Annotated in this window: 12 protein-coding genes; 6 read left to right on the forward strand and 6 right to left on the reverse strand. The window is 73.2% G+C overall.

Translation table 11 applies throughout. The annotated features are described in order from the left end of the window. Window positions 1–29 precede the first annotated feature (29 nt). Window positions 30–1,868, reverse strand: coding sequence for an ABC transporter ATP-binding protein (locus ACWDD9_RS01465; protein ID WP_049650629.1), 1,839 nt, complete (start codon window positions 1,866–1,868; stop codon window positions 30–32). Between the two features lie 221 nt (window positions 1,869–2,089). Beyond that, window positions 2,090–2,863, reverse strand: a complete 774-nt coding sequence (locus ACWDD9_RS01470) for an SDR family NAD(P)-dependent oxidoreductase (protein WP_074004271.1) — start codon at window positions 2,861–2,863, stop codon at window positions 2,090–2,092. Window positions 2,864–3,018: 155 nt separating this feature from the next. Between ACWDD9_RS01470 and ACWDD9_RS01475 the strand changes: the two genes are divergently transcribed. From ACWDD9_RS01475 to ACWDD9_RS01490, 4 genes are all read left to right on the forward strand, one after another. Beyond that, a complete protein-coding gene (locus ACWDD9_RS01475; protein ID WP_449810510.1) occupies window positions 3,019–3,222 on the forward strand; it encodes a hypothetical protein in 204 nt (67 codons plus the stop codon). Between the two features lie 65 nt (window positions 3,223–3,287). After that, window positions 3,288–3,995: a hypothetical protein gene (locus tag ACWDD9_RS01480; protein ID WP_449810511.1), complete on the forward strand. Its 708-nt coding sequence runs from the start codon at window positions 3,288–3,290 to the stop codon at window positions 3,993–3,995. After that, window positions 3,992–4,927, forward strand: a complete 936-nt coding sequence (locus ACWDD9_RS01485; RefSeq protein ID WP_449810512.1) for a DUF6895 family protein — start codon at window positions 3,992–3,994, stop codon at window positions 4,925–4,927. The genes ACWDD9_RS01480 and ACWDD9_RS01485 overlap by 4 nt, the downstream gene beginning before the upstream one ends. Further along, the gene (locus tag ACWDD9_RS01490; protein ID WP_449810513.1) at window positions 4,924–5,964 is read left to right on the forward strand and encodes a serine hydrolase domain-containing protein; all 1,041 of its coding nucleotides are present in this window, start codon (window positions 4,924–4,926) and stop codon (window positions 5,962–5,964) included. The genes ACWDD9_RS01485 and ACWDD9_RS01490 overlap by 4 nt, the downstream gene beginning before the upstream one ends. A gap of 16 nt (window positions 5,965–5,980) precedes the next feature. On the opposite strand, the gene ACWDD9_RS01495 is transcribed toward ACWDD9_RS01490, so the two are convergent. Further along, entirely contained in the window at window positions 5,981–6,643 is a 663-nt protein-coding gene (locus tag ACWDD9_RS01495) for a LysE family translocator (protein ID WP_049650635.1), read from the reverse strand. Between the two features lie 93 nt (window positions 6,644–6,736). Between ACWDD9_RS01495 and ACWDD9_RS01500 the strand changes: the two genes are divergently transcribed. After that, complete coding sequence (locus ACWDD9_RS01500; RefSeq protein ID WP_449810514.1) at window positions 6,737–8,089, forward strand: aminotransferase-like domain-containing protein; 1,353 nt, start codon at window positions 6,737–6,739, stop codon at window positions 8,087–8,089. A 51-nt stretch (window positions 8,090–8,140) separates the two neighbouring features. Here ACWDD9_RS01500 and ACWDD9_RS01505 read toward each other — a convergent pair whose 3' ends face one another. Genes ACWDD9_RS01505 through ACWDD9_RS01515 form a run of 3 tightly spaced genes read right to left on the reverse strand, consistent with a single transcriptional unit; the run spans window position 8,141 to window position 11,582 of the window. Then, window positions 8,141–9,034: an SDR family oxidoreductase gene (locus ACWDD9_RS01505; RefSeq protein WP_049650637.1), complete on the reverse strand. Its 894-nt coding sequence runs from the start codon at window positions 9,032–9,034 to the stop codon at window positions 8,141–8,143. Next, a complete protein-coding gene (locus ACWDD9_RS01510; RefSeq protein ID WP_449810515.1) occupies window positions 9,031–10,014 on the reverse strand; it encodes an alpha/beta fold hydrolase in 984 nt (327 codons plus the stop codon). Before ACWDD9_RS01510 ends, ACWDD9_RS01505 begins: the two co-directional genes overlap by 4 nt. Beyond that, window positions 10,011–11,582 carry a flavin-containing monooxygenase gene (locus tag ACWDD9_RS01515; RefSeq protein ID WP_449810516.1) on the reverse strand — a complete coding sequence of 524 codons (1,572 nt, stop codon included), beginning with the start codon at window positions 11,580–11,582 and terminating at the stop codon, window positions 10,011–10,013. Before ACWDD9_RS01515 ends, ACWDD9_RS01510 begins: the two co-directional genes overlap by 4 nt. A 222-nt stretch (window positions 11,583–11,804) precedes the next feature. On the opposite strand from ACWDD9_RS01515, the gene ACWDD9_RS01520 reads away from it, so the two are divergent. Next, window positions 11,805–12,593: a MerR family transcriptional regulator gene (locus ACWDD9_RS01520; RefSeq protein ID WP_049650639.1), complete on the forward strand. Its 789-nt coding sequence runs from the start codon at window positions 11,805–11,807 to the stop codon at window positions 12,591–12,593. Window positions 12,594–12,631 lie beyond the last annotated feature (38 nt).

The following is a 12,631-nucleotide window of genomic DNA, read 5'->3' on the forward strand; positions in this document are numbered from 1 at the left end:
TCGACACGAACCCGGGCGCGCCCGTCCCGTCACACGTGCCCGAGTGCGGCCGGTTCGGGCTGCCGGGCGGCCTCCGGCACCTCCCGGCGCAGCAGCGCCGCGTACCGTCCGTCCAGCGCCACCAGCTCCTCGTGGGTGCCGAGTTCGACCACCTCGCCGTGGTCCAGGACGGCGATCTGGTCGGCGGCGCGGACGGTGGAGAGCCGGTGCGCGATGGTGATGGTGGTGCGGCCGGCGGCCAGGGTGTCCACGGCCTGCTGGACGGCGTGCTCGGTGCGGTTGTCGAGCGCGCTGGTGGCCTCGTCGAGGATGAGCACCGGCGGGTTGCGCAGGATCGTCCGGGCGAGTGCGAGGCGCTGCTTCTCGCCGCCGGAGAAGCGGTAGCCACGCTCGCCGACCAGGGTGTCGTAGCCGTCCGGGAGGGCGGCGATGGTGTCGTGGACCTGTGCGGCCCGGGCGGCCTCGACCAGTTCGGCGTCGCTGGCGCCCGGCTTGGCGAAGCGCAGGTTCTCGGCGACCGAGGCGTGGAAGAGGTAGGTCTCCTGGGAGACCACGCCGACCGCGCGGGCCAGGGTGTCGAAGGACAGTTCGCGCACGTCCACGCCGTCCAGGGTGACGCTTCCGCCGGTGACGTCGTACAGCCGCGGGACGAGGTAGCTGAGGGTGGTCTTGCCCGAGCCGGTCTCGCCGACCACGGCCAGCGAGCTCCCGGCCGGGACGGTGAGGTCGACGCCGGCCAGGGTGGGGCGCTCCTGCGCCGGGTCGTAGCGGAAGTCGACGTCCTTGAAGCGGACCTCGCCGCGGATGTCGGTCAGGGTGACCGGGTCGGCCGGCTCGTCGATCTCCACCGGCAGGTCGAGGTACTCGAAGATGCGCTGGAAGAGGGCGAGCGAGGTCTGCACGTCCACGCCGGTGGAGAGCAGGCTGACGGTGGGCCGGAAGAGGCCCTGCTGGAGGGTGACGAAGGCGACCAGGGTGCCGACCGAGACGATCGGCGCACCGGCGGCGGAGGTCAGCCCGGCCGCCCAGTAGATCAGCGCGGGCATCGCGGCCATCACGATCTGGATGGTGTTCATCCGCCAGCGCCCGGCCATGCTGGCCCGCACCTCCAGGTCGGCGAGCTGGTCGGACTGCCCGGTGAACTCCCGGGCGAGCGAGCCGGAGCGGCCCATGGTGCGGCCGAGCAGGATGCCGCTGACCGAGAGCGACTCCTGGACCGCCGAGCTCATCGCGGCCAGCTGCTTCTGCCGCTCGGTGGTGATCTTCTTGCGCTCCTGCCCGACCCTGCGGCTGATCCAGACGAACAGCGGGAGCAGCAGCAGCGAGACGACGGTCAGCCGCCAGTCGAGGGCGACCATGGCGACGACGGAGGCGACCACGGCGGTCAGGTTGGAGACCAGGCTGGTCGCGGTGGAGGTCACCGTGGACTGCATGCCGCCGATGTCGTTGGCGATCCGGGACTGCACCTCACCGGTGCGGGTGCGGGTGAAGAAGGCCAGCGACTGCCGCTGGAGGTGGCCGTAGACGGCGGTGCGCAGGTCGTGCATCACGCGCTGGCCGACGGTGGTGGAGATCAGCGTCTGGAGCACGTTGAAGATGCTGTTCACCACGGCGGTCAGGATCATCCCGAGCGCGAGCAGGCTGAGCAGCCCGGTGCGGCCCTGCGGGATGGCGGTGTCCAGGACCGCCCTGAGCAGGAAGGGCGAGACGACCGAGACCACGGCCGAGGCGGCGACCAGCAGCCCGACGACGGCCAGGCGGGCCCGGTACGGGCGGAAGAGCGCGAGGATGCGGCGCCACTCGGCCGGTGGGCGGGGTTCGCCCTCGGCGCGCTCGGGCGGGGTCCAGTCGATGGCGGTGGGCCTCAAGGACGGGCCTCCCTGGGTGGGGCGGTCGGGTGCGGGGCAATATAGCGAGGATAGCTCATAGTTAGATAAGCTAATAGTGACTGTTGCCCTATTCCTCGTCCGTACAGGCTCCGCGGAGCGCCCGTACGATCCCTGCGAAGCGCGCGTACGGACCCCGCGGAGCGCGCGTACGGGCCCCGCGGAGTGCCCGACCGCCCCGACCGCCCCGACCGCCCCCGGCCTCAGTTGGTCCGGTAGGTGCGCGCCGCCTTCGAGGAGACCCCGCCTAGCTTGCCGGAGGGCAGCATCCGGGCGATGGCCACGGCGACCTTGTACCGCTTGCCCGGCACGGACACGGCCCGGCCGCGCGCCAGGTCGCGCATCGCCTCGTCCACCACCCGCTCGGCGGACAGCCAGGACCAGGACGGGATGTTCCCGGTGCCCATGCCGGCCCGCTGGTGGAACTCGGTCCGGGTGAAGCCCGGGCAGAGCGCCATCATCCGCACGCCCGTACCGCCGAGGTCGCGCAGCACGCCCTGGGTGAAACTGACCACCCAAGCCTTGCTCGCGCCGTACGTGCCGCGCGGCAGGAAGGCCGCCACCGAGGCCACATTGACGATCGCACCGCGGCCGCGCTCCCGCATTCCGGGCAGGGCGGCCGTGGTCAGCCGCAGGATCGCCTCGATGTGCACCTTCAGCATGGCCAGCTCGTCCTGGAGCGGGACGGTCCCGAAGGCGCCCTTGTTGCCGAAGCCCGCGTTGTTGACCAGGAGGTCCACCGGGCGGGCGGGGTCGGCGAGCCGGGCCTCGACGGCACCGATGCCCTCGTCGGTCGCGAGGTCGGCGGTCAGCACCTCCGTCTCGATGCCGTACCTGCCGTGCAGGTCGGCGGCGGCGCGCTCCAGGCGCTCGGTGTCCCGGGCCACCAGGACGAGCTGGTAGCCGCTGCGGGCGAGCCGTCGCGCGAAGGCGGCTCCGATGCCGGCGGTCGCGCCGGTGATCAAGGCTGTGGTCATGCCCCCGACCGTACCGACTCGCCGCTTCCGGACCCACACCGAGGGCGATTTCCCAGCTCAGAGAGTTGCGGATGCAGGCCCGGGGAGGTGCTCGTACTGTCGAACGGGGGCATCGTCCGACCGGGCGGTGAAATCCAGACGAGGAGGCACTTCTGATGCTTACTCAGTTCCGGACCGAATCGGCTACGACGTCGCACAGCGCGACACTCGAAGCCAAGACACTCGCGAGCCTGATGGTGGAGGACGAGGCCGTCGTGTCCGACGCGCCCACGTACCTGCCCGAGGCCGCCGGCGCGGTGCTGCTCGCCGCGCTGCTGCTCCTCTCGCCGAAGGGCCCCAAGGAGAAGCCGACCCGGTAGGGCGACTTCCCCCCTGTCGGGCCTCGCGCCCGTGACCGACCCTCCTGAAGGGGGACCAGATCACCATGCCAACCGCCGAGACCCCTCTCCGTGACGAGTACGCCGCGGCGGTCGAGCGGGTGGCGGACCGGACCCTCGCCGTCCTCCGGGACGGCGAGGGTGCGGCCGCACTCGCGGACCCCGACACCGTGGTGCCCCGCCCGCTGCTGGCCGCAGTCCGGGTGCTCGGCGCGGACCTCTTCGCACCGCAACTGCTCACCGGCGCGCAGCCCGACGACACCACCGCCGCGCTGCTGGCCGAGGCACGAACGGCCTTCCCCGCACCCACCCCCTCCTCCGCGGAGGCCGCGCTGGTGATCGGGTGGCAGGACTGGGCGGCCGGAGGACTGCTCGCCCGCACACCGTACGGGGCGGCCGTAAAGACCCCCGCGCCACTGTCCGACCCGGAGACCGTCGGCTGGCAGGCGTGGTCGAAGCGGATGGCCCAACTGTCCTCCCTGGCACTGCCGACGCTGGACGGCCCGGTGCACGACGCCGCCCGCGCGAACACCCTGCACCTCGCCCGCGGCGCCGTCCGCAGCATGCTCCGGCGCGACCCCACCACCGCCGTACGGCTCGCCCGGTGGCTCTCCTGGGCCCGGGCCGACGGCCGGCCGCTCCGGCTGGAGATCGAACCCGTCCTGGACCGGATCCGCCTGGCCGGCGACGGGACGTCCCGCTCCGTGCTCGAACTCACCATCGCCCAGCGCATGTTGGAAGGAGCGCCGAAATGACCGAAACCTCGGTGCTCGCCACCGCCCAACAGCTCGGCTCCCGGTCACTGGCCTGGCTGCACGCCGGCTACCAGCGCGGCTACAGCCGGCTGGAGGAAAGCACCATCGTCGACCTGGCCGACCCGGAGGACGTCTACAAGCCGCTCTGCGAAGCCGCGTTGGCCTCCTCCCTGGTCCTGCGCGACGGCGTCACCGGCCCGCACGACGCCCGCCTCGCGCGGGAACTCCTCGAAGCCGCCTGGGCCCAGCTGGGAGAGGGCGACCTGCTGCTCGAACGACAGCTGCGGCACGTCACCCTCGTCGACCCGCTGGAGACGTACGGCCACTTCGCCCGGTCCGGCTACCGCCACGCCGCCATGGAGGAGTTGCTCACCTCGATCGGCCGACTCCGCGCCGTGCACGCCGTCGAGATCCAGGGCAGCCGCCACCTCGCCCTCGCCAACGCCCGGCGGATCTCCGGCCTCGAACCGCAGCCGGACTGGCCCCGGCTGGCCCGGAACACCTGGCTCGGCGCCCTCCCCGAGCCGTGGACCGTCGCCTGGGTGATCGCCTACCAGGTCACCCACACCGTCTTCCACCTCACCGACTGGGGCGCCCGGCCCGAGTGCCTGCCCGAGCCGATGCGCGACTACCTGCGCGACTGGCTGCCGGTCTGGCTCGACATCTGGCTGGAGATCGAGCAGTGGGACCTCGCGGGCGAACTGCTCATCGTGGACTCCTGCATCGGCGAACCGGTCACCGGCCGGACCGGCTGGGAGGCGCTGGCCGCGGCCCAGCAGACGGACGGGATGATCAAGTGCGAGGGCTCCGCACCCGACAACGAGGACCCGGAGGAGGACTTCCGCCAGCACTGCCACACCGCGGTGGTCGGGGTGGTGGCCGCCAACGTCGCGCTCTCCCGGGCCCTCGGCGGCACGCCGGTGGCCCCTTGAACGGGTTGGACGCCGCGGTCACGGCGGTGGTGCGGGCGGCCGAGCCCTACGCCACCGCCGTGACCGTCGCCCTGGCCCGCGGCGACCTGGCGGAGGTGCGCTGCTTCGGGCGGGTCCACCGCGGACCGGCCGCCGCGCCCTGCACCCCCGACACCGTCTTCGAACTCGGCTCCGTCAGCAAGACGTTCACCGCACTGCTGCTCGCGGAGATGGTCGCCCGCGGTGAACTCGCCCTGGACGACCCGGTCGAGAGCAGGCTGCCGCGCCGCTGGCGCGCCGCGAAGGTCCACTCACCGGAACCCATCCGGCTGCTGCACCTGGCCACCCACACCTCGGGCCTTCCCGGACTGCCCCCGGGACTGCTCGCGAAGGCCGTCCCGGCCTGGTTCAGCAACCCGTACCAGACGTACGGCGACGAACAGTTGAGGGACGCACTGGCCCGAACGACCGTACATGGACATCCCGGTAGCAGGTACGGGTACTCCAACTACGGAGTCGGACTGCTCGGCCGGGTGCTCGCCGAGACGGGCGGGCTGCCGTACGGGGAACTGCTCGTCGACCGGGTCTGCGGCCCCCTGGGGCTGCGGTCCACGACCTGCGCCCCGGACCCGCCGGGCCGGGCCACCGGCTACCGGCGCGGACAGGCGCTCCCGCCCTGGCACATCCCCGGGCTGCCCGGAGCCGGCGCGGTGCGGTCCGACGGGACCGATCTGCTGCGCTACCTCCGCGCACACCTGGACGACGGGCCGGCGGCGGGCCCGGGCAGCGGGCTGAAGGCCGCCCTGCAGGACGTCCGGCGGCTGCGGCTGCGGTTGCCGCACTCGACCGACCGGATCGGCCTGGTCTGGATGCACCGCCGCTCGGGCGACCGGGACCTCTTCTTCCACAGCGGGGGCACCCGGGGGTTCACCGCCTTCGTGGGCTTCTCGCCGGAGCGTTCGGCGGCCGTCGCGGCGGTGGCCAACACCGCTCCGGCGCTGAACGGACGGTTCGTCCAGGCGGGGTACGAGGCACTGCGGGTCGCCAGCCGGCTCTAGCCGGCGAGGAGACGCCCTAAACCGCCACGGCCTTGGCGCGGTCGGCGGCGATGTGCACGGCGAGGCCCGCGAGGACGGTGCCCATCACGTAGCGCTGGATCCGCAGCCAGCCGGGGCGGCGGTTGAGGAAGGCCGCGATGCTGCCCGCGCTCACCGCGATCAGGCCGTTGACGGTGATCGCTATCGCGATCTGGGTCAGGCCCAGCAGCAGGCTCTGCAGGGCGACGTGACCGCGTTCCGGGGCCACGAACTGGGGCAACAGCGAGATGTACATGATGGCGATCTTGGGGTTGAGCAGGCAGGTCAGGAAGCCCATCGCGAACAGCCGGCGCGGCGGGTCCGGCGGCAGCTGCTGCGGGGCGAAGACCGCCGTGCCGCCCGGCTTGACCGCCTTCCAGGCCAGCCAGAGCAGGTACCCGGCACCGGCCAGCTTGATCGCGGTGTAGAGGGCGGGCACCACCGAGAACACCGCGGCCACCCCCGCCGTCACCGCGACCAGGTAGACCAGGAAGCCGGCCGCGACCCCGGTCAGCGAGATCAGCCCGGCGCGGCGGCCCTGCGCGATCGAGCGCGAGACCAGGTAGATCATGTTCGGCCCGGGCGACAGCACCATGCCCAGGGCCACGGCGGCGATCCCGAGCAGGGCCCGGCCGTCCACGGCGGATGTCAACGCGTCCATGCGAGGAGGCTAGGACGGCTCATCGGGTCAATGCAATGATGACTTTGCCCTCGGTGCAATCCAGCGCCCGAGGCCCTGGAGGAGCGAACGCCGATGGACGACTACCGCCTGATCGCCGACCGGATCGCCGCCGAGATCGCGGACGGACGACTGCGGCCCGGCCAACAGCTGCCTACCCAACGGGCGTTCGCCCGCGGCCGGGGCATCGCCAACTCGACGGCGGGGCGCGTCTACCGGGAACTGGCCCGGCGCGGGCTGACCGTCGGGGAGGTCGGGCGCGGGACCTTCGTCCGGGCCGGGCGGGCACCGGACGGCACCCGGGTGGCACTCGCGGAGCCGGCCGCCGCCCCCGTGGACCTGGAGCTCAACTACCCCGACGTCGCCGGGCAGGCCGAACTGCTGGCGGGCGCACTGGCGCCGCTGCTGCGGCCGGACGCGCTGGGCGAGGCGCTGCGGCCGGTCGGCGCGGCCGGGACGGGCGCGGCACGGCGGGCGTTCGCCGGACTGGTGTCGGCCGGCTCCTGGGAGGTCGCGGCGGAGGACCTGCTGTTCGCCGGCAACGGGCGGCAGGCCATCGCCGGGGCCCTGTCCGCGCTGGTGCCGCCCGGACAGCGGCTGGGCGTGGAGGAGCTGACCTATCCGGTGGTCAAGGCGGCGGCGGAGCGGCTGGGCATCGTGCTGGTGCCGCTGGCCGTGGACGAGTACGGGCTGCTGCCGGACGCCGTGGCGGCCGCCCACCGGGCCGGACCGCTGCGCGCGGTGTACATCCAGCCGCGCCTGCAGAACCCGCTCGGCGCGAGCCTGCCGCAGGAGCGGGTGGTGGCGCTCGTGGCGCTGCTGCGGCGGCTCGACCTGCCGGTGGTCGAGGACGCCGTCTGGTCCTTCCTGCGGCCGGAGTCGGTGCCGCTGGCCGCGCTCGCACCGGAGCGCACCGTACTCGTGGACAGCCTCTCCAAGCGGCTCGCCCCGGGGCTGACCACCGGGTTCGCGGTCGTCCCGGCGACGCTGCGCGAAAGGGTGGCGGGCGCACTGCGCTCGGGCGGGTGGACGCCGGGCGGCTTCGCGCTGGAGGCGGCGGTGCGCTGGATCGGGGACGGCACACTGGCCACGGTGGAGGCGGCGAAGCGGGCCGACGCGACGGCCCGGCAGCTGCTGGCGCGCGAGGTGCTGGCGGGGCAGCGGCTGCGGTCCGACCCGTGCTCGTACTACCTGTGGTGGGAGCTGCCGACCGGCCGACGGGCGGAGACCTTCGTCGCGGAGGCGGCGCGGGCCGGGATCTCGGTCACGCCCGCGGCGGCCTTCGCCGTCGATCCCCGGCGCTCGCCCGCCGCCGTCCGGGTCGGGCTCGCCTCGCCGCCGCTGCCGGTGCTGGCGCGGGCGCTGGAGACGCTGGCGGGGATCGCGGCGGGGGCGGGTGACGGCGAACGACGAACAGCTGACAGCTGACAGATTTCGAAATCTGTTATCTGTCAGCTGTTATCCGTCGCCTGTCATCCGTCAGCTGTCGACTGTCCGCCGTCGGTCGTCCGCCGCGCCCCCGGCGCCGACGGCGCGCAGGCGAGTGGCGGCGGTGGCGGCGAGCTGGGGGGCGAGCCGGGCCACGTCCCGGGAGCCGACCACCGCGATCAGGCTCGGCAGCAGCCAGCGGACCGGCTGCATCCCGCGCAGCCAGGCCTGGGCGTAGACGTGGGCGGACCGGCGGGCGATCCCGGCGACGATCCGGTCCACCGCGGGCTCCAGCGGATACGTCTTGTTCGCCGGCCACGGCAGCCGGGAGCGCATCTGCTTCAGCACGGCGTCCTCGTCGGCCCCGCGCACCATGTCCGTGTCGGTCCAACTCAGGTACCCGACACCGACCTTGACCCCCTGGTAGGCCACCTCGGCGCGGATCGAGTGGGCGAAGGCCTCCACCCCGGACTTGCTGGCGCAGTACGCGCTCATCAGCGGCGCGGGGGTCAGCGCGGCGAGCGAGGCGATCTGGAGCAGGTACCCGCGGCTCTCGGCGAGCGCAGGCAGGAAGGCCCTGGCGGTGGCCACGCTGCCGAGCAGGTTGACCTCGATGACCCGGCTGAACGCCCGGTGGTCACTGTCGGCCAGCGGCCCGCCGAGGGCGATCCCGGCATTGGCGACGACGGTGTCGACCCGCCCGTAGTGCTCCTTGATCCGCCGGGCGGTGTCCTCCAGCGCGTCGAGGTCGGTGACGTCCACCTCCCAACTGGTCGCGGACGGGCCGCACTGCGCGGCGACGGCCTTCAGCTCCTCCGGCTCCAGCCCCAGCAGGGCCACCTTGGCCCCGCGCCGGGCGAGCTTGCGGGCCAGCGACGCGCCGACGCCACGCGCAGCCCCGGTGACGACGACGACCTGCTCGGACAACGGCAGGATGGCGTTCATGCGACGGCGGTCCTCTCGTCGGTGGAAGCGGAAGCGGGAAGGGAAGCGGGAACGGCGCCGGCGGGCGCGGCCGTCAGGTACCCGGAGGCCATCCGGTGGATCTCCGCGGCGACCTCCGCCGGGCGCTCCAGCGGCGACATGTGCCCGACCCCGGGCAGCAGCAACAGCCCCTGCGCGTCCTGGAGTTCGGCGACCATCCGGTGCGCGTGCACCGGCGGGGTCAGCCGGTCGTCGGTGCCGACCACCACCGCCGTGGGCACGGCGATCCGGGCGAGCCCGGCGTGGACGTCCAGCCGGTCGAGGACCGCGGCCCAGTTGGCGCGGACGGCGGTCGGGCAGGCGTGCACGATCCGGGCCGTCGCCTCGACCTGGCCGGCGGGCGAACCGGCGCCCATGGTCGCGTACTTGAGCGCCGCCCGGCTGACCGGCGAGACCGGTCCGAGCGGCATCCGGGAGCGCAGCAGCTGCCGGTGCAGGAAGCGTCGCAGGCCCCGGGCGCGTACGGCCGGTGGCAGGACGGTGAGTTCGGCCACCAGGTCGCCCGGCCCGGTGGAGATCAGGACGGCCGCGGCGGTGCGCTCGGCGACCTCGGGGCGGCCACCGGCGGCCATGATCGTCATCCCGCCCATGCTGTGCCCGGCGAGCACGGCCCGCTCGCCCGCCGGCACGGTCCGCGCGAGCACGGCGGACAGGTCCTCGGCCAGCGCCCTGGTCGAGTAGCGGGCCCGGCTCGGCGGGATCTCGCTGCGCCCGTGGCCGCGCTGGTCGTAGGCCACCACCCGGTAGCGGTCGGCCAGCAGGCGGATCACCGGGGCCCAGAAGGCGGTCGAACAGGTCCAGCCGTGGGCGAGCACCACGGTGGGCGCGTCGAGCCGGCCGTGCACCTCGACGTGCAGCCGGATGCCGTCCGCCGACCGTACGCTCAACTCCTCCACGGGAACGGGAGGTTCGTACTCCTCGGGCAGCCGGACGCCGTTCACGCGGAGACCTCCTGGACGGTGCGGGCGGCCGCCGGTGCGGCGCGCATGATCAGCTCGTACTCGCCCAGGTCGACCCTTCGGGTGGCCCGGCGGAACGAGGTGGTGGAGCCGGGCCAGAGCACGGTGTTCCTGCCGCTCGGGTCGAGGTACCAGCTGAGGCAGCCGCCGGTGGTCCAGACGGTGCGGTCCATCCGGTGCTGGAGTTCGAGGTTCCACTGCCGCTGGGCGCGCGCGGTGGGCTGCATCGCGGCGGCGCCGATCGAGTCGAGCGTGGTCAACGCGTCGATCATGTAGTTCAGTTGGGACTCGATCATCAGGATCATCGAGCTGTTGCCGAGGCCGGTGTTGGGCCCGATGACGAAGAAGAGGTTCGGGAAGCCGTGCACGGTCGAGCCGCGCAGCGCCTCCATGCCGTCCTTCCACTCCTCCGCCAGGCTGGTCCCGTTGGCGCCGAACACCCGGGCGCCGATGGGCATGTCGGTGACGTGGAAGCCGGTGCCGAAGACGATGGCGTCCACCTCGTGCTCGCTGCCGTCGGCCGCGACCAGCGTGGAGCCGCGCAGTTCGCGCAGGCCGGAGGAGACGACCTCGGTGTTGGCCGCGGCGAGCGCCGGGTAGTAGGTGTTGCTGAGCAGGATGCGCTTGCAGCCGATCCGGTAGTCCGGGGTGAGCCTGGCCCGCAGCGCCGGGTCGGGGACCCCCTGGGCGATGTGGCGTTCGGCGAGCTGCTGGACCAGGCGCAGCAGTCCGGGGCGGCGCACGAACGCGTCCACCTGGAGCTCGCGGAGGGCGAACAGGGTGCCGCGGCGGATCTTCGCGGTGACCGGCAGGCGGCCGTGCAGCCACTTCTCCAGCTGGCTGATCTCGCGGTCGCGGCGCGGCAGCACCCAGGCCGGGGTGCGCTGGAAGACCGTCAGCCTGCCGACCCTGGGCTGGATCGACGGGATGATCTGAGCGGCGGAGGCGCCGGTGCCGACCATCGCGACGCGCTTGCCGGTCAGGTCGAAGTCGTGGTCCCAGCGGGAGGAGTGGAACACCTTGCCGGGGAAGTCGCCCAGCCCGGGCAGGTCGGGGATCTGCGGGTCGGCGAGCGGTCCGGCTGCGGAGACGATGGCGTCGACCGTCCACTGGCCGGCCGAGGTGGTGATCCGCCAGCGGGTCTGCTCGCTGTCCCAACGGGCTTCCAGCACCTCGGTGTTGAAGCGCAGGTGGGGGCGGAGGCCGAAGACGGTGGCGACCTTCTCCAGGTAGGCGCGGATGTCCGGCTGGCCGGAGAAGCTGCGCGGCCAGTCGGGGTTGGGCGCGAAGGAGAAGGAGTAGAGGTGCGAGGGCACGTCGCAGGCGCAGCCGGGGTAGCTGTTGTCGCGCCAGGTGCCGCCGACCGAGTCCGCCCGCTCCAGGACCACGAAGTCGGTGATCCCGGCACGGCGCAGTCGGACCGCGGCGCCGAGTCCGCCGAAGCCGGAGCCGATCACCGCCACCCGGACGTGCGGGACGGACTCCTGCGCCGCGGTGGTGTCGGTCGCTGCGGACGCGCCGGAGCGGGGGCGCTTGCTGCTGGATGCCATGCGGCAACCTCCTGAGGGTGGGACGGTGATCGTCGCGCTCTCCCGGCGAGCGCGCCCCGGAACCTCCTGGGGCCCGTCTCCGGATCCTCCCGGGGCCCGCCTCCGGAACCCCGCCAATCGCGCCAGTAATCACTGGCATGGTTGGCAGGGTAGCCCTTGCTGACACCGGATGGAAGAAGCGCGACCGCTCCGGTTCGGGGAACCTTCCGAGCCGACGGACCTATGCTGATCGCCGTGGACAAGGTCAGAGCTGCTGCGGGCGACAGAAAACGCGAGTACCGGGTGGAGGAACTGGCCGAGGCCGCCGGCATCACCACCCGCACCCTGCGCTTCTACCGCGAGCGCAAACTGCTTCAGCCGCCCCGCAAGGAGGGCCGCATCGCCTGGTACGGCGAGGAGCACCTGGCCCGGCTGCGGATGATCGGCGAACTGCTCGAACGCGGCCACACCCTGGGCGGCATCGCCGAGCTGATCGGCGCCGGCGAGAGCGGACGGGACGTCGCCGAACTGATCGGACTGGAGGCGGCGATCGTCGCGCCGTGGTCCGACGAGACCCCGGTGCGCCTGGACTGGGACGAGCTCAAGACCGCCTTCGGCGACCAGCTGACCGAGGAGAACACCGCCGAGTCGATCGCCCAGGGCTACATCACCGTCGAGGAGGACGGCATCACCCACGTCAGCCGCCGGCTGATGGACGCCACCACCGAGCTGGTGGCGGAGGGGGTGCCGCTCTCGGCGGTACTGGACGCCAGTCGGCGCACCCGGGAGCACGTGGACGCCATCGCCGAGATCTTCATCGAGGTGGTCGGCGAGCACCTGCTCAGCGCGCTGGCCGCTGACACCCCGCTGCCGCCCGGCGAGGCGGCCCGGCTCACCGAGCGCATCCTGCGGGTGCGACCGCTGGCGCGCACGGTCGCGGACGCCCAGTTCGCCCTCGCCATGGACCGGCGGGTGCACGTCGAGTACCTCGAACTCCTGCGCCAGCGACGGGAGAACGGTTCCGAGGCGTAACCGGGCCGCTGCGCGGGCAGGGATTCCCGCGCCCTGCC

The organism is Kitasatospora sp. NPDC001119 (assembly GCF_053598475.1).

What these genes read in the sequence shown, in the direction of transcription:
- ACWDD9_RS01505 (WP_049650637.1), bottom strand. Translation starts at nt 9,034, where the DNA reads ATGAACGCCATCCTGCCGTTGTCCGAGCAGGTCGTCGTCGTCACCGGG.
- ACWDD9_RS01475 (WP_449810510.1), top strand. Translation starts at nt 3,019, where the DNA reads ATGCTTACTCAGTTCCGGACCGAATCGGCTACGACGTCGCACAGCGCG.
- ACWDD9_RS01500 (WP_449810514.1), top strand. Translation starts at nt 6,737, where the DNA reads ATGGACGACTACCGCCTGATCGCCGACCGGATCGCCGCCGAGATCGCG.
- ACWDD9_RS01515 (WP_449810516.1), bottom strand. Translation starts at nt 11,582, where the DNA reads ATGGCATCCAGCAGCAAGCGCCCCCGCTCCGGCGCGTCCGCAGCGACC.
- ACWDD9_RS01520 (WP_049650639.1), top strand. Translation starts at nt 11,805, where the DNA reads ATGCTGATCGCCGTGGACAAGGTCAGAGCTGCTGCGGGCGACAGAAAA.
- ACWDD9_RS01480 (WP_449810511.1), top strand. Translation starts at nt 3,288, where the DNA reads ATGCCAACCGCCGAGACCCCTCTCCGTGACGAGTACGCCGCGGCGGTC.
- ACWDD9_RS01495 (WP_049650635.1), bottom strand. Translation starts at nt 6,643, where the DNA reads ATGGACGCGTTGACATCCGCCGTGGACGGCCGGGCCCTGCTCGGGATC.
- ACWDD9_RS01470 (WP_074004271.1), bottom strand. Translation starts at nt 2,863, where the DNA reads ATGACCACAGCCTTGATCACCGGCGCGACCGCCGGCATCGGAGCCGCC.
- ACWDD9_RS01485 (WP_449810512.1), top strand. Translation starts at nt 3,992, where the DNA reads ATGACCGAAACCTCGGTGCTCGCCACCGCCCAACAGCTCGGCTCCCGG.